The 16270-nt window shown below is 68.2% G+C and carries 17 protein-coding genes; 15 read left to right on the plus strand and 2 right to left on the minus strand.

Annotation, left to right across the window (positions count from 1 at the left end):
* The first annotated feature begins 290 nt into the window (after positions 1–290).
* From rpsM to V5F75_RS12445, 11 genes are all read left to right on the plus strand, one after another.
* Entirely contained in the window at positions 291–659 is a 369-nt protein-coding gene (rpsM, locus tag V5F75_RS12395; RefSeq protein WP_394034686.1) for a 30S ribosomal protein S13, read from the plus strand.
* 121 nt (positions 660–780) lie between these two features.
* Positions 781–1170: a 30S ribosomal protein S11 gene (gene rpsK, locus V5F75_RS12400; RefSeq protein WP_394034685.1), complete on the plus strand. Its 390-nt coding sequence runs from the start codon at positions 781–783 to the stop codon at positions 1168–1170.
* Between the two features lie 130 nt (positions 1171–1300).
* Positions 1301–2329, plus strand: a complete 1029-nt coding sequence (locus V5F75_RS12405; protein WP_394034684.1) for a DNA-directed RNA polymerase subunit alpha — start codon at positions 1301–1303, stop codon at positions 2327–2329.
* Between the two features lie 67 nt (positions 2330–2396).
* Positions 2397–2822, plus strand: a complete 426-nt coding sequence (gene rplQ, locus V5F75_RS12410) for a 50S ribosomal protein L17 (protein ID WP_394034683.1) — start codon at positions 2397–2399, stop codon at positions 2820–2822.
* 186 nt (positions 2823–3008) lie between these two features.
* Positions 3009–4406, plus strand: a complete 1398-nt coding sequence (locus V5F75_RS12415; RefSeq protein WP_394034713.1) for a DegQ family serine endoprotease — start codon at positions 3009–3011, stop codon at positions 4404–4406.
* A gap of 15 nt (positions 4407–4421) precedes the next feature.
* The gene (locus V5F75_RS12420) at positions 4422–5744 is read left to right on the plus strand and encodes a replication-associated recombination protein A (protein WP_394034682.1); all 1323 of its coding nucleotides are present in this window, start codon (positions 4422–4424) and stop codon (positions 5742–5744) included.
* 176 nt (positions 5745–5920) lie between these two features.
* Positions 5921–6703, plus strand: coding sequence for a DeoR/GlpR family DNA-binding transcription regulator (locus tag V5F75_RS12425; protein WP_394034681.1), 783 nt, complete (start codon positions 5921–5923; stop codon positions 6701–6703).
* A 2-nt stretch (positions 6704–6705) separates the two neighbouring features.
* Positions 6706–7788 (plus strand): ABC transporter ATP-binding protein, encoded by a 1083-nt coding sequence (locus tag V5F75_RS12430; RefSeq protein WP_394034680.1) that lies wholly within the window; start codon positions 6706–6708, stop codon positions 7786–7788.
* Positions 7789–7839: 51 nt separating this feature from the next.
* Entirely contained in the window at positions 7840–9108 is a 1269-nt protein-coding gene (locus tag V5F75_RS12435) for an ABC transporter substrate-binding protein (RefSeq protein WP_394034679.1), read from the plus strand.
* 76 nt (positions 9109–9184) lie between these two features.
* Complete coding sequence (locus V5F75_RS12440; protein WP_394034678.1) at positions 9185–10096, plus strand: carbohydrate ABC transporter permease; 912 nt, start codon at positions 9185–9187, stop codon at positions 10094–10096.
* Complete coding sequence (locus V5F75_RS12445; RefSeq protein ID WP_394034677.1) at positions 10093–10926, plus strand: carbohydrate ABC transporter permease; 834 nt, start codon at positions 10093–10095, stop codon at positions 10924–10926. The genes V5F75_RS12440 and V5F75_RS12445 overlap by 4 nt, the downstream gene beginning before the upstream one ends.
* Positions 10927–10942: 16 nt before the next feature.
* Here the strand turns inward: V5F75_RS12445 and V5F75_RS12450 are convergent, their stop codons facing one another.
* On the minus strand, positions 10943–11425 hold the full coding sequence (locus V5F75_RS12450; RefSeq protein WP_394034676.1) for an Lrp/AsnC family transcriptional regulator: 483 nt from the start codon (positions 11423–11425) through the stop codon (positions 10943–10945).
* 272 nt (positions 11426–11697) lie between these two features.
* On the opposite strand from V5F75_RS12450, the gene trxB reads away from it, so the two are divergent.
* The 4 genes from trxB to V5F75_RS12470 all read left to right on the plus strand — a co-directional run bounded on the left by trxB (position 11698) and on the right by V5F75_RS12470 (position 15310).
* Entirely contained in the window at positions 11698–12654 is a 957-nt protein-coding gene (gene trxB / locus V5F75_RS12455; RefSeq protein ID WP_394034675.1) for a thioredoxin-disulfide reductase, read from the plus strand.
* 101 nt (positions 12655–12755) lie between these two features.
* Positions 12756–13646 (plus strand): LysR family transcriptional regulator, encoded by an 891-nt coding sequence (locus tag V5F75_RS12460; RefSeq protein ID WP_393988591.1) that lies wholly within the window; start codon positions 12756–12758, stop codon positions 13644–13646.
* Positions 13647–13974: 328 nt separating this feature from the next.
* Complete coding sequence (locus tag V5F75_RS12465) at positions 13975–14493, plus strand: peptidoglycan-binding domain-containing protein (RefSeq protein WP_394034674.1); 519 nt, start codon at positions 13975–13977, stop codon at positions 14491–14493.
* 118 nt (positions 14494–14611) lie between these two features.
* Positions 14612–15310: a M15 family metallopeptidase gene (locus V5F75_RS12470; RefSeq protein ID WP_394034673.1), complete on the plus strand. Its 699-nt coding sequence runs from the start codon at positions 14612–14614 to the stop codon at positions 15308–15310.
* 117 nt (positions 15311–15427) lie between these two features.
* On the opposite strand, the gene V5F75_RS12475 is transcribed toward V5F75_RS12470, so the two are convergent.
* Entirely contained in the window at positions 15428–16258 is an 831-nt protein-coding gene (locus V5F75_RS12475) for a triphosphoribosyl-dephospho-CoA synthase (protein ID WP_394034672.1), read from the minus strand.
* Positions 16259–16270: the final 12 nt, after the last annotated feature.

The raw sequence follows: 16270 nt of genomic DNA on the forward strand, positions 1-16270 counted from the left end.
GGGCGTTGGCATCGCGGCTGGAGGCAGCGATGCGGAATCTCCGGGGAGCTGGTGCGCGTCCGGTGATGCGAGACTTTCGTCGATGACGAATTGACTCTTTCGTTAATCCCCGGTATGGGCTCTTTCTCGCTTCGGAAGTTGGTGCCATTCGCTCGGCCCGGAAGGGTTGGGCGGCGTGGCGCCTTTGTCGCATTCGCAGCGTATTCGTCTCCGCACGGGCCGGCCTCCACCGGACGCGGAGTTTTTCACTCCGCCGGCGCGGCAATGGCTGGCGGTACATGGAGAGAGCAGTGGCTCGTATTGCAGGCGTCAATATCCCGACCAACAAGCGCGTTGTGATCGCGCTCCAGTATATCCACGGCATCGGCCCCAGGAAGGCCGAGGAGATCGTGGAGAAGGTCGGCATCCCGGCCGAGCGCCGCGTGAACCAGCTTACCGACCAGGAAGTGCTGCAGATCCGCGAGACCATCGACCGCGACTACATCGTGGAAGGCGATCTGCGCCGCGAAGTCGCGATGAACATCAAGCGGCTGATGGACCTCGGTTGCTACCGCGGCCTGCGTCATCGTCGCGGCCTGCCGGTGCGCGGGCAGCGCACGCACACCAATGCCCGCACCCGTAAGGGGCCGGCCAAGCCCATCGCCGGCAAGAAGAAGTGATCGGCCGCAAGGCTGGATGAAGAGAGGCCGGCTGAGCCGGCCTTTCGGCATTGTCCTGGCCCCGAAGGGGGTCATCCCGAGCGCCTGGTGCTACGGGCGCGTTTGAAGGATCAAGAAGAGTATGGCCAAGGAAGCTACCCGCGTTCGCCGCCGCGAGCGCAAGAACATCGCGTCGGGCGTCGCCCATGTGAACGCGTCGTTCAACAACACGATGATCACCATCACCGACGCGCAGGGCAACACGATCTCGTGGTCGTCCGCTGGCGCCATGGGCTTCAAGGGTTCGCGCAAGTCCACGCCCTACGCGGCGCAGATCGCGGCCGAAGACGCCGCCCGCAAGGCGTCCGAGCACGGCATGCGCACGCTTGAGGTGGAAGTCTCCGGCCCCGGTTCGGGACGTGAATCGGCGCTGCGCGCGCTGCAGGCGGCGGGCTTCCTCGTCACCTCCATTCGCGACGTGACCCCCATTCCGCATAACGGCTGCCGTCCGCGCAAGCGCCGCCGCGTCTGATCCGCTCTTGGTCCCGTGGGTTTCGGCCTGCGGGTTGTTTGCCCGGTTTCTCCTCCCCGATCGGGACGGGTCTGCACCTCCGGATGAGGTCTTCAAAGCCCCGGCAGCCGTGTCAGCCCGGCGAGAAAGCATGGTGATGCAAGTGATTCAGAAGAACTGGCAAGAGCTGATCAAGCCCGAAAAGCTGCAGGTGAACAACGGCAGCGATCCCAAGCGTTTCGCGACCGTGGTGGCGGAGCCGCTGGAGCGCGGCTTCGGCATGACGCTGGGCAATGCGCTGCGCCGCATCCTGCTGTCGTCCCTTCAGGGCGCGGCGGTGACGTCCATCCACATCGACGGGGTGCTGCACGAGTTCTCGTCCATCCCCGGCGTGCGCGAGGACGTGACGGACATCATCCTCAATGTGAAGGATGTCGCTATCAAGATGCAGGGCGATGGCCCGAAGCGCATGGTGGCGAAGAAGACCGGTCCCGGCGTGCTCTATGCCGGTGACATCCAGACGGTTGGCGACGTGCAGGTGCTGAACCCGAACCTCGCGATCTGCACCCTCGACGAGGGCGCGGAGCTGCGGGTCGAGTTCACGGTGGACACGGGCAAGGGCTATGTCGCGGCGGATCGCAACCGCCCGGAAGATGCCCCGATCGGCCTCATCCCGATCGACAGCCTCTACTCCCCGGTGCGCAAGGTCTCCTACAAGGTCGAGAACACCCGCGAGGGCCAGATTCTCGACTATGACAAGCTGACCATGCAGATCGAGACCAATGGCTCGATCTCTCCCGAGGATGCGCTCGCCTATTCGGCCCGCATCCTGCAGGACCAGCTGGAGATCTTCGTCAACTTCGAGGAGCCCAAGCGCGAGAGCGAGGCGACCGCGATTCAGACGCTGCCGTTCTCTCCGGCCCTGCTGAAGAAGGTGGACGAGCTCGAGCTCTCCGTCCGTTCGGCGAACTGCCTGAAGAACGACAACATCGTCTATATCGGCGACCTGATCCAGAAGAGCGAGACGGAGATGCTCCGCACGCCGAATTTCGGCCGGAAGTCGCTCAACGAGATCAAGGAAGTGCTCGCCTCCCTCGGCCTGCACCTGGGCATGGAAGTGCCCGGCTGGCCGCCCGAGAACATCGAAGAGCTGGCCAAGCGCTTCGAGGAACACTACTGAACCCATAAGCGGCTCGAGCCGCGCAACCTTTCGGCTCGCCGCCGTCATCTTTCAGGAGTTCGCCGTCATGCGTCACGGCAAGGTACATCGCAAATTCAACCGCACGGCGGAGCATCGCAAGGCGATGTTCTCCAATCTCGCGGGCGCGCTCATCACCCATGAGCAGATCGTCACCACCCTGCCGAAGGCCAAGGACCTGCGTCCCGTGGTCGAGAAGCTGGTGACGCTCGCCCGTCGCGGCGACCTGCACGCGCGTCGTCAGGCCATCGCCGAGCTGCGCGACCAGTCGGTCGTCAAGAAGCTCTTCGACGTGCTCGCCCCGCGCTATGCGGCGCGTCCGGGCGGCTACACCCGCATCATCAAGGCCGGCTTCCGCTACGGCGACAATACGGCCGTGGCGGTGATCGAGTTCGTGGACCGCGACGAGAGCGCCAAGGGCGCTGCCGATCGCGCCCGTGCCGAGGCGGCCGCCGGGGAAGCCGAGGCGGCGTGAGCCTTCTCGCGCGAGACGAATTGAAGGAGGGCGGTCCTTGGGCCGCCCTTTTTTGCGTTCAGAGCTGTCGGTCGGCTGCGAATCTGCGAGAGGTCCGCGGGGCAGCGCAGCAGCGTGCTGGTGGTTGAGCGTGAGGGTGCCCGGATGCTGAAACGTTTTTCGCCTCTTGCCCTGGCCGTGGGCCTTATGGTCGCTGCGGCTGTCGGAGGGGGATCGGCCGCGGCCCAGGCGCCGTCGGCGCGGGTTCCGGCATCAGAAGGCGAGGTGAAGCTCTCGTTCGCACCGGTGGTGGCGCGCACGGCGCCGGCCGTCGTGAACGTCTATGCGCTGAAGACCGCGCAGCAGCGCATGAACCCGTTCTTCGAGGACCCCTTCTTCCGCCGCTTTTTCGGAAGTCCGGGCGGGGCGCCGGGGCTTGGGGCTCCGGAGCGGATGCAACGCTCGCTCGGATCGGGCGTCATCGTCGATCCCTCGGGCCTCATCGTCACGAACTACCATGTGATCGAGGGCGCGGACGAGATCCGCGTCGCGCTCAACGACAAGCGCGAGTATGAGGCGCAGGTGCTGCTGCGCGACCAGCGGACCGATCTCGCCATCCTGCGCATCAAGCCGGAGGGGAAGGAGACCTTCGCCTCGCTGGAACTGGGCAATTCCGATGAGCTCGCGGTCGGCGATCTCGTGCTCGCCATCGGCGATCCCTTCGGCGTGGGCCAGACGGTGACGCAGGGCATCGTCTCCGCCGTGGCGCGCACGCAGGTGGGCGTCTCCGACTACCAGTTCTTCATCCAGACCGATGCGGCCATCAATCCCGGCAATTCCGGCGGCGCGCTGGTGGACATGGCCGGCCGGCTGGCGGGCATCAACACGGCGATCTATTCGCGCTCGGGCGGCTCCATCGGCATCGGCTTCGCCATTCCGGTGAACATGGTGCGGGTGGTGCTGGAGCAGGCGAAATCCGGCGGCAAGGCGGTGCGGCGGCCCTGGCTCGGCGCAAAGCTGCAGCGCGTCACGCCGGAGATCGCGGAGGGCCTGGGCCTTGCACGTCCCGCCGGCGCGCTGGTGCGCGAGGTGGCGCCGGGCAGCCCGGCGGAGAAGGCCGGCCTGAAGGTGGGCGACCTCGTCGTGGCCGTGGAAGGGCAGGGGATCGAGGATCCCGAGTCGCTCAACTACCGGCTCGCGACCCGCCCTATCGGCGGCAAGGCCGCGCTCGGCTTCAACCGGGGCGGGCGCAGCGAGAGTACCGTCGTGGTGCTGGAAAGCGCGCCGGAAACGCCGCCGCGCGAGGAAATCGCTCTGCGCTCGCGCTCGCCCTTTGGCGGCGCCACCATCGTGAATCTCTCGCCGGCCGTGGCGGAGGAGATGCGGGTGGACGGAGCTGCGAGCGGCGTCGTCATCTCGGACATCGCCGAGGGCACGCCGGCCGCGGCGGCGGGCTTCAAGCCGGGTGATGTGATCGTCGAGGTGAACGGCGAGAAGATCGGCCGCACCGGCGACCTCGACACGCTGACCCAGACACCCATGCGGGCCTGGCGCATCCTGGTCATTCGCGGCGGGCGCGCCATTTCTGCGCTGCTGCCGGGCTGAGGGCGGGGCGGCGCCATGGGCGATCTGTTCGAGGCGGCCGGCGTGGCCGGCGGCGCGGGGGAGGGCGCGGCGCGCCCCCTGGCGGACCGGCTTCGCCCCACGCGCCTCTCGGAGGTGGTGGGGCAGGACCATCTGGTGGGGCCGGATGGCGTGCTCACCCGCATGCTGGAGGGCCGCTCCCTCGGCTCGCTCATTCTCTGGGGGCCGCCGGGCACGGGCAAGACCACCGTGGCGCGGCTGCTGGCCTCGGCCACCGATCTTCACTTCGAGCAGATCTCCGCCATCTTCTCCGGCGTCGCCGACCTGAAGAAGGTGTTCGAGCAGGCCCGCGCGCGGCGGCGGCTGGGCCAGTCGACGCTGCTGTTCGTGGATGAGATCCACCGTTTCAACCGGGCCCAGCAGGACGGCTTCCTGCCGGTGATGGAGGATGGCACCGTCACCCTGGTGGGCGCCACCACGGAGAACCCCTCCTTCGAGCTGAACGCCGCCTTGCTCTCCCGCGCGCGGGTGCTGGTGTTTCGCGCGCTCGAGGCGGAGGCCATCGGCCGCCTGCTCGCCCGCGCGGAGGAGATCGAGCACAAGCCGCTGCCGCTGACGGAAGAGGCGCGGCTCGCCCTGGTGAACATGGCGGATGGCGACGGGCGCGCCTCGCTCACCCTGGCGGAGGAGGTGTGGCGCGCGGCGCGGCCCGGCGAGGTGTTCGACGTGGCGGGCCTTGCCGAAGTGGTGCAGCGCCGGGCGCCCATCTACGACAAGAGCGAGGACGGGCACTACAATCTCATCTCCGCCCTGCACAAGTCGGTGCGTGGATCGGACCCCGACGCGGCGCTCTATTATCTCGCGCGCATGCTGGATGCGGGCGAGAGCCCGCTGTTCCTGGCGCGGCGCATCGTGCGCATGGCCATCGAGGACGTGGGCAACGCCGACCCGCAGGCCCTGGTGGTGGCGAGCGCGGCGAAGGACGCCTTCGATTTTCTCGGCTCGCCAGAGGGCGAGCTGGCGCTTGCCCAGGCGGTCGTCTACGTGGCCACGGCGCCGAAATCCAATGCGGTCTACAGCGCCTTCAAGGCGGCGACGCGCCTCGCCAAGGACGCGGGCTCGCTGACGCCGCCCAAGCACATCCTGAACGCGCCCACCAAGCTCATGAAGCGCGAGGGCTACGGCCTCGGCTATCGCTACGATCACGACGAGCCGGATGCTTTTTCCGGTCAGAACTACTTCCCCGAGGCGCTCGGCCGGCAGAGCTTCTACCACCCGGTGGAGCGGGGCTTCGAGCGCGAGATCCGCAAGCGCATGGACTACTGGGCCCGCCTGCGCGCCGAGCGGGGGGAAAAATAGGGCACGGCCCTCGGGCCATCCCATATCGCAGCGACGATCCGCGCGGCGGCACCGTGCCGGCGTGGGTGTTCGTGCGCGCGATGCGTGTTCATTCGAACGTCATGGAACTGACGCAGCACCTTCAATGAGCCTCGATAGGGTCCGCGCGTGTTCGAATGAACATGATGACGGACCGAATGAACATCACATCGCGGCAGCAGGATATCGTCGATCTCGCCCGGCAGGGCGGCTTCCTGAGCGTGGAGACGCTCGCGGAGCATTTCTGCGTGACCCCGCAGACCATCCGGCGGGACATCAACACGCTGTGTGACGCCAACCTGCTGCGCCGGCGCCGGGGCGGTGCCGAATATGTGGAAGCGCCGCGCCTCAACCTGCCCTACGATTCTCGTCGCATCATCCATCCCCTGGCCAAGCAGGCCATCGGCGCGCTGGTGGCGAGCCTCGTTCCCAGCGGCGCCTCGGTTTCCTTCGGCATCGGCACCACGCCGGAGTTCGTCGCCCTCGCCCTGCAGAGGCACGAGGACCTCACCGTCATCACCAACAACCTGAACGTGGCCATGGCGCTCAGCGTCACGCCCTCCAATCGCATCATCCTGCCGGGCGGCACGGTGCGGCTGCCGGACCGCGACGTGCTCGGGCCGCACGTGGAGGAGATGTACCGCAACTACCGGGTGGATTTCGGCATCTTCGGCGTCGGTGGCATCGAGGCGGACGGCACCTTCGTGGATTTCGACCGGGCCGAGGTGCTCGCCCGCGCCGCCATGCGCGAGAGCTGCCGGCGGTCCATCCTGGTGGCGGACGTGAGCAAGTTCGGCCGTCCGGCCCCCGCGCGGGGCGGGCATCTGAGCGATGTGGACATGGTGGTGCTCGACGTGGCCCCGCCGCTGCCGTTCGACGCCCTGTTCGAACAGGACGGCATGGGCGCGCGCCTGCGCGTCGCCTCCGGCACGGGAGCATGAGCATGGCCGCGACAGCCGAGCCCTTCGTCCGCCTCGATTGCGTCAGCCGCGTCTTTCCCGGCGGCGGAGGGGTCGAGGATCTCTCCATCGCCATTCCGCGCGGCAGCTTCACGGTGCTGCTGGGCCCCTCCGGATGCGGCAAGTCCACCACGCTGCGGCTCATCGCCGGGCTGGAGACGCCCGATCGCGGGCGGGTGGAGATCGGCGGACGCGATGTCACGGCGGTGGCGCCCTCGGGGCGCGGGCTGTCCGTGGTGTTCCAGTCTTATGCTCTGTTTCCCCACCTCTCGGTGGCGGAGAACATCATGTTCGGCCTCAAGGTGCGGCGCGTGCCGAAGGCCGAGCGGGCGCGCAGGCTGCGTGAGGCGCTGGCGGTGACGGGGCTCGAGGGGCTCGATGGCCGCAAGCCGGCGGAGCTTTCCGGCGGCCAGCGCCAGCGCGTGGCCCTCGCCCGTGCCATCGTCGCCGACCATCCCCTGTGCCTGATGGACGAGCCGCTCTCCAACCTCGACGCGAAGCTGCGCCACGGAGTGCGGCAGGAGATCCGCGCCCTGCAGCGCCGGCTGGGCATGACGGTGATCTACGTCACCCACGACCAGACCGAGGCCATGGGCATGGCCGACGAGGTCATTCTCATGCGCGAGGGGCGGATCGAGCAGCAGGGCGCGCCCTCCGCGCTTTACGAAGCTCCGGCGAGCGCCTTCGCCGCCGGCTTCATCGGCACCCCGCCGATGACGCTGGTGCCGGCGGCGGCGGTGTCGTTCCTGGCGCCGGCCGGCTACGTGGAGGAGCGCCTGATGGCGGGCGTGCGCAGCGAGGCGGTTCGGATGCTGCCGCCCGGCACCGGCCCGCTCGCGGCCAGCGTGGTGGCGAGCGAGTTTCTGGGCGCGGAAACCTTCGTCTACCTGCGCCTTTCCGGCGGCGAGGCGCTCACCGCCCGCATCCCCGGCCGCGCGGAGCCTCAGCCGGGCTCGGCCGTGTCGCTGAGCTGGGCGCCCGAAGCCACCCATTGGTTCGATCGCGAGAGCGGCCGCCGCATTCCGCTTCGCCGTCCGGTGGACCCGCCGGCCCGCGCGGCGGGCTGATCGTCTCCCTTTACCCCGCAAGCGTTGCCTCAAGGCTGGAAGGACACGACCATGAGACGCTTTTTCACCGCCACCGCCCTGGCGGCGGGCCTGCTCGCGGCCTCGGCCGCCTCGGCCTTCGCGAAGACCGAGCTGACCATGTATTACCCGATCTCCGTCGGCGGCCCGCTGACGAAGGTCATCGACGGCATGATCGAGGGGTTCGAAAAGGAGAACCCCGACGTCGACGTGAAGGCCGTCTACGCCGGCAATTACGACGACACCCGCGTGCGGGTGCTTTCGGCCCTCAAGAGCGGCCAGCCGGCGCAGCTCTCGGTGCTGTTCTCCATCGATGCCTACGATCTGATCGAGCAGGACCTCATCGTCCCCTTCGACGACGTGGCGAAGAGCGACGATGAAAAGGCGTGGCTCGACAGCTTCTATCCCGCGCTGATGGCCAACGGCCGCATCGAGGGCAAGACCTGGGGCGTACCGTTCCAGCGCTCCACCATCGTCATGTACTACAACAAGGACATGTTCAAGGAGGCCGGGCTCGACCCCAATTCCCCGCCCAAGACCTGGGACGAGATGGTGGCCGCCGGCAAGAAGCTGACCAAGGAGGGCCGCTACGGCCTCATGGTGCCGTCCACCGGCTATCCCTATTGGATGTTCCAGTGCTTCGCCATCCAGAATGGCAAGGAGCTGATGAGCAAGGACGGCGCCAAGGTCTATTTCGATGATCCCGCCGTCATCGAGGCGCTCGACTTCTGGAAGTCTCTCTCCACCGAGCAGAAGATCTCGCCCGCCGGCCTCGTGGAGTGGGGCACCCTGCGCCAGGCGTTCGTGCAGGGCCAGACGGCCATGATGTGGCACACCACCGGCAACCTCACCGCCGTGCGGAAGGAAGCCAAGTTCGACTTCGGCGTGGCCGAGCTGCCGGCCCACAAGCGCCCCGGCTCGCCCACCGGCGGCGGCAACTTCTACCTGTTCAAGAGCGCCTCCGAGGCGGAGCGCAAGGCAGGCCTGAAGCTCATCCGCTACATGACCGCGCCCGAGCGCGCCGCCGAGTGGTCCATCGCCACCGGCTACGTGGGCGTGAGCCCGGCCGCCTATGAGACCGAGGCCCTCAAGGCCTACGGCAAGGAGTTCCCCCAGGCCCTCGTCGCCCGCGACCAGCTCAAGGTCGCCATCGCCGAATTCTCCACCTGGGACACCGCCCGCGTGCGCGAGTCGCTGAACAACGCCATCCAGGCCGCGCTCACCGGCACCAAGACCCCGGCCGACGCCCTGAAGGAGGCGCAGGCCACCGCCAACCAGCTGCTCAAGCCCTTCCAGCGCTGAGCAACTGCATCAGACGCGGGGAGGGCGGGTCGCAGAGCCCGTCCTCCCCGCCGCGCCGAGACCGCCGGAACCCGCCATGCCCGAAGCCCGCGCCCTCGATCCGATCGCCCAGCGCCAGCGCCGCCTCCACGCCCTCTATGGCTGGATGCTGCTGAGCCCGGCGCTGGTCCTGCTCACGCTGTTCGCCTTCCTGCCCGCCGGCGCCACAGCGTGGGGCAGCCTCTTCTCGCGCGGGACGGCGCGCCGGCCTGCGGTGTTCAACGGCCTTGAGAATTATCGCGACCTCGTCGCCGACCCCGTCTTCTGGCAGGTGATCGGCAACAATCTCGTCTATGCGGCGGTGACGATCCCCGTCTCCATCGCCCTCGCGCTGCTGATGGCGCTGTGGGCGGATGCGCGCATTCCGCTGCGGGGCTTCGTGCGCAGCGCTTATTTCACCCCCACGGTGCTGCCCATGGTGGCGGCGGCGAACCTGTGGCTGTTCTTCTACACGCCGGGCCTCGGGGTCATCGACAGCTTCACCGGCCTCTTCGGCCTGCCGCCGGTGAACTGGCTCGGCCAGCCGCAGACGGCCCTGTGGGCGGTCATGGCCGTGACGGTGTGGAAGGAGGCGGGCTTCTTCATGATCTTCTATCTCGCCGCCCTCCAGACCATCCCGCCCGACCTGCGCGAGGCGGCCCTGGTGGAGGGGGCGGGGCGCCTCACCTACCTGCGGCGGGTGCTGCTGCCGCTGCTGATGCCCACCACCGCCTTCGTCTTCATCAACGCGCTCATCAATTCGGTGAAGCTGATCGACCAGCTTTTCATCCTCACCAAGGGCGGGCCGAACAACGCCACCAAGCTCGCGCTCTACTGGGTGTGGGAGATGGCCTTCTCCTATTTCGACCGGCCCCACGCCGCCGCCATGACCGTGCTGCTGCTGCTGGTCCTGGGCACGGTGGCGGTCCTCCAGTTCGCCGTCTTCGACAAGCGGATCCACTACCGATGACACCCTCGCTCGCCGTCCGTCCGATCCGCTGGAGCGTGGCGCTGGATGCCGCGGGCGCGTGGCTGCTCGCGCTGGTGTGGATCGCGCCGCTGCTGTTCGCGGCCTGGGCCTCGCTGCGCATGCAGGGCCAGGCGCTCGATTTCTCGCTCGCAGCGCCCTTCACGCTCGAGAACTACGAGGCCGCGTGGGCCGCGGCGCCGTGGCCCACATATATGCTCAACACGCTGATGCTGGTGAGCTTCACGCTGGCGGGGCAGCTCGTGCTGTGCACCCTGGCGGGGTTCGCCTTCGCGCGCTTCCGTTTTCCCGGGCGCGAGGTGTTGTTCGTGCTGGTGCTGCTCCAGCTCTTCATCCTGCCCGAGGTGCTGATCGTCGAGAACTACGCCATGGTCTCGCGCCTCGCTCTGCTCGACACCATCGCCGGCATGGGGCTGCCCTACATCGCCAGCGCCTTCGGCATCTTCCTGCTGCGGCAGGCGTTCAAGTCGGTGCCGGTGGAGCTGGAAGAGGCGGCGCGGGTGGAGGGCTGTTCCTGGCTCGGCGTGCTGTGGCGGGTCTATGTGCCGGTGACGCGGCCGGTCTATCTCGCCTACGCGCTGGTGTCCGTCGCCACCCACTGGAACAACTTCCTGTGGCCCATGATCGTCACCAACTCGCCCGGCACGCGGCCGCTCACGGTGGGCCTGTCGCTGTTCGGCGCGCCGGAAAGCGGGGTCAACATCTCCATCATCAGCGCGGCGACGCTCACGGTGGTGGCGCCGCTGCTGGTGGCGTTCCTCATCTTCCAGAGGCAGTTCATTCAGGCCTTCCTGCGCGCCGGCATCCGCTGAGCGCAGGGGGAGGAGGTCACGGGCGCGGGGGATCGCCTTCCAGCGGCACGGCGGGGGCGTTCTTCACCTGCTTCAGGGTGAGCGCGGTCTTCACGTTGCGCACGTTGGGCGTGGCCGTGATCTCCAGCACGAAGTTCTGGAAGGTGCGCAGGTCCGGCGCCACGCACAGCATCATGAAGTCCACGTCGCCGGAGAGCATCCAGGCGGTGCGCACCAGCGGCCATTGGTCGATGCGGTCCTGGAAGGCGGCGAGATCGACTTCCGCCTGGCTGATGAGGTGCACCATGGCGAAGGCCATGAGATCATAGCCCAGTCGCTTCTCGTCCAGGAGCGCGCGATAGCCCTGGATGATGCCGTCATCCTCCAGCGCGCGCACGCGGCGCAGGCAGGGCGGGGCGGAGATGCCGACCCGGCGGGAGAGCTCCACGTTCGTCATGCGCCCGTCGCGTTGAAGCTCGTCGAGGATCTTCCAGTCGACAGCATCGAGGCGAACGGTCAAAGCGGACTCCCGGTGGGCAGGGCGCCCATGTTCGGCGCTCCGGCACCTTAGTGCGCGATTGCGGCAACGCAACGAAATAATCTTTCGTCCAATCCCCCGTGCACAATGGTCATGAAAGGTGAGCTTCGGCACCGCGGCGACGCCTTGTGGCAATGCGGTGGAGCCCCTACATTTGCGCATAGCTTACGCTGCGCGCCGGCATGGCGGCGGTTCGTGCGCCGGCGGCGCGCGCAGCAACCTCGCCCGCAAGGGCAGAGCCTTTCGAGGACATTATGAGCGTGCAGCATACCAAGGTCGTGATCATCGGCTCCGGGCCGGCGGGCTTCACCGCCGCCATCTATGCGGCGCGCGCCATGCTCAAGCCGGTGCTGTTCGAGGGCATCCAGCCCGGCGGCCAGCTCACCATCACCACCGATGTGGAGAACTACCCCGGCTTCGCCGAGCCCATCCAGGGCCCCTGGCTGATGGAGCAGATGCGCGCCCAGGCCGAGCATGTGGGCACCACCCTCGTCGCCGATCATGTGGCGAGCCTCGACCTTTCCCAGCGGCCGTTCCGGCTGGTCACGGAATCGGGGGTGAATTACACCGCCGACGTGGTGATCCTGGCCACCGGCGCGCAGGCGCGCTGGCTGGGGCTGGATTCGGAGGGCGCCTACCGCGGCTTCGGCGTTTCCGCGTGCGCCACCTGCGACGGCTTCTTCTACCGCGGCAAGAACGTGGTGGTGGTGGGCGGCGGCAACACGGCGGTGGAAGAGGCGCTGTTCCTCACCAATTTCGCCGCCAAGGTTACCGTGGTGCACCGGCGCGATGGCTTCCGCGCCGAGCGCATCCTTCAGGACCGCCTGTTCGCCAATCCCAAGGTGGAGGTGATCTGGAACGCCGAGGTGGCCGAGGTGCAGGGCGCTGACGAGCCCCCCCACGTCACCGGCGTGCTGCTCAAGGACACGCGCACCGGCGCCTCCCGGCAGCTCGCGGCGGACGGCCTGTTCGTCGCCATCGGCCACGCCCCGGCGACGGACCTCGTGAAGGACCAGCTCCGGCTCAAGCCGTCCGGCTATGTGTGGACCGCGCCGGATTCCACCGCCACCTCGGTGCCGGGTGTGTTCGCGGCGGGCGATGTCGCGGACGATATCTTCCGCCAGGCGGTCACCGCCGCCGGGCGCGGCTGCATGGCGGCGCTGGAGGCGGAGCGCTTCCTCGCGGCGGCGGTGGCCGAGGCCGCCGAATAGGGCGGCCCGGGCGCCGCCGGGCGGCGCCCTTTTCCGCGTTCCCGACCAATCCAAAACGAGAGCATCCCGCATCCGCCGGATGCCACACCTCCGGGGCCCCCATGGACTGGGACAAGCTGAAGGTCTTCCACGTCGCCGCCGAAGCGGGTTCCTTCACCCATGCGGGTGAGACGCTGGGGCTGTCGCAATCGGCGGTCAGCCGGCAGGTGTCGGCGCTGGAGGCGGAGCTGAAGGTGCCCCTGTTCCACCGCCATGCGCGCGGGCTCATCCTCACCGAGCAGGGCGAGCTGCTCTATCGCACCGCCCACGAGGTGTTCCTGAAGCTGGAATCAGCGCGGGCGCAGCTTTCCGACAGCCGCGAGAAGCCCAACGGCGAGTTGCGCGTCACCACCACTGTGGGCCTTGGCACCCATTGGCTGACGGCGCGGGTGGGCGAGTTCGTGGAGCTGTTCCCCGACATCCGCATCCAGCTCATCCTCACCGACGAGGAGCTGGACCTTGCCATGCGCGAGGCGGACGTGGCCATCCGCATGCGCCAGCCGGTGCAGCCGGACCTCGTGCAGCGTAAGCTGTTCACTGTGCATTTCCACGCCTACGCCTCGGTGGACTACCTGAAGCGCCACGGCCAGCCGCGCACGCTCGATGAGCTCGACAAGCACCGCATCCTGCTGCTGGGCGGGCCGATTCCCTCCTATTTCCAGGGCCTGAACTGGCTCGAGCACGCCGGGCGCGACGGCACCGTGCCGCGCATCCCTGCCTTCGAGGTGAACAGCGTGCTCGGGCTGAAGCGCGCGGTGGAGCGTGGGGTCGGCATCGGCACGCTGCCGGATTACCTCACCGACGACGCGAATTCCCTGGTGCAGATCTTCACGGATCGCGAGACACCCAAGCTGGAAGCCTATTTCACCTATGCGCAGGAGATGCGTTCGGTGGCGCGCATCCAGGTGTTTCGCGATTTTCTGATCTCCAAGGCACAGCGTTGGAACTACTGAAGTTTATCGGTTGGATGACGTTTTCCGCAGGGCTGGACCGAAAAGCTAAGCGCATTGTGCATGCCTGATATGCGGTCATTTCTCGTTGCTTTCTGCCTAAGAGGCGTGCAGTGTGCACATGCGCTGATCGCATCGTGATCGATGCTTCAGCTGTTCCCCTCTGGAAGGTTCGCCGCTCTGCGGCGATACTTGCCGGGTCCATCACTGGGCCCGGCATTTTTCTTTTGGGCGCCCGGGTATTTGGTTCCCATGGTAAAATGTTATAGAATTTAGTAACGGTACCGTTGGCGCCGGGACTTCGGGCGTCAATCTCGCAGGGAGTGGGACCATGGCGTTGCTGAAGCGTGGATTGGCCGGCGAGCCGGTGAAGATCTTGCAGGCGAAGCTGGGCGTGCCCGCGGACGGCCAGTTCGGCTCCGCGACGGAGGAGGCGCTGAAGGCGTACCAGAAGGCCCATGGCCTTGCGGTGGACGGCGTGGCCGGCCCCGACACCTTCCTGGCGCTGGACCTGCCGGAGCTGATCCTGCTCGCGGTGGGCAGCCGCGGCGAGGCGGTGAAGAAGCTCCAGGGCGCTTTGGGCCTTACCGCCGACGGCGTGTTCGGAGCGGCCACCGAGAAGGCGCTGAAGGCCTTCCAGGAGAAGAACGGCCTCGACGCGGACGGCATGGCCGGTCCCGTCACCCTCACCAAGATCACGGCCTTCTCCGCCGTCATCACGCCGGCGGCGGTCGAGAAGTCGCTCTCGGGGCCGGAAGTGGCCAGCCCGGATGCCAAGCCGGCGGCGGCCGAGATCACCGCCGCACCGCACAAAAGCATCTGGCAGACCATCACCAGCTTCTTCTCCTGAGGCCGGCGGCCCCTCCGCCCTTCTGGCGGAAGGGAGAGGATGCCTTCGATCCCGCGCCGCGTGCGCGGGATCGCCTTAGCGCCAGAATGCGCTAGATTGGGGCCTCCTCGGAGAGCCGATGCGCCGCCTCATGAATACCTTCGCCAAGCCCGCCGCCCTTGTGCTCGGCCTCGCCGGGCTCGGGCCGTTTCCCGATGCCCGCGCCGAACGGCCGGAGCTGTTCGTCGATGTGACGGATCTGGTGCCCGAGGTCGTGCTCGACGTGCGCTATGCCGGCGCGCACAATTTCGTCGGCACTCCGGTGGATGGCTACGGCGCGGCGCGATGCCTGCTGACGCGTCCCGCGGCGGAGGCGCTGGCCGGCGTCGCGCGCGATGCGCAGGCGCGGGGGCTCGCCCTGAAGCTGTTCGACTGCTACCGCCCCGCCCGCGCCGTGGCCCATTTCGCCCGCTGGGCGGCGGACCTTTCGGACACCCGCACCAAGGTCACGTATTATCCCGATCTCGACAAGGGCCAGCTCTTCGCCCTGGGCTACATCGCCGAACGGTCCGGCCATTCGCGCGGCTCCACGCTGGACCTGACGCTGGTTGACCGCTCGACCGGCGCCGAGCTGGACATGGGCACGCCTTTCGATCTCTTCAGCACCCTCTCCTGGCCTGGATCGGATGCGGTGAGCGTGGCGCAGAGGGAGAACCGGCGCCTGCTGGCCACCCTCATGGGCGCGCACGCGTTCCGTCCCTTCGAGCAGGAGTGGTGGCATTTCACCCTGGCGGACGAACCCTTCCCCGAGACCTATTTCGATTTTCCCATCGAGTGATCGCCGCGCCGGGTGACGCCTGCCACCGCCCGGTCCTTGATCGGCGCCGAGCGGGTCTCGCTCACCCGCCGCGTGCTTGACCAGGGGCTCGCGAGAAGCGCTCACAGGCCTTTGGTGTCAGCCTGCATCCAGCAAGGCGGCAAGGATGCTCGCCACCGTCAGGTCGGCGGTGGTGCCGGGGTTGAGGCCCCGCGCCTTCAGGCTTGCATCGAAGCGCATGAGGAGGGCGTGGCGGGCCGCGTCGTCATCCGCTGCCGCCGTGGCGGCAAGCGCCTGGCGCACCTCCTCCGCCTCTGCCTGCACGCTTTCGGCCGCCGCGTTTCCGAACTTCCGGGCGATATGGCTGTCGGGGAAGGCGCTCAGCAGGGCAAGATAGGCATGCTCCACGCCGCGCGGCGCGCAGGGGTCTGCCTCCAGGGCCGGCACGCCGATGCCGAACACGTCGGCAAAACCGCCCGCATATTGCCGGGCGATACGGTCTCGCCCGGCCGCGAGCGCCATGGCGGCGCGCAGGTCCATGCTGGCGGGCGCGCGCACGTCCGCCGCGGCGTCGGTGCCGAGCCCGCCGGGATTGGCGGCGGCTATGGCGCGGAAAGCTGCATCCGCATCCTCCACTGTGAGGCCGTCGAGCACCGCCGCGAGGCGTCGTCGCAGGTTTCCCGGTGTGGGCGTGAGCGCGGCGGCCACGAGCGGAGCGGAGAGGAGGATGATGCCGAGGTTGGTGTTGCAGCCGGCCACCGCCAGGGATGCTTCCACGGCCGCCAGGATGCGGGTGCCGACACTGAGGCCGGGCGCGGCGATGACCTTCGCCGCCGCTTCCGCGGCCTGCTCGAAGTGGCGCGTCTCCATGCCGTGTCCGGCGGCGAACACATGCACGTTGCCGGGCTTCAGGGCCTGAAGCTCCGCCCGGCATGCGGACAGGAAGCAGGAGGCGACGCGCGCGTGCATCGGTGCGGAGGG

The sequence above is a fragment of the Xanthobacter albus genome (assembly GCF_043194895.2).
Lineage (GTDB): Bacteria > Pseudomonadota > Alphaproteobacteria > Rhizobiales > Xanthobacteraceae > Xanthobacter.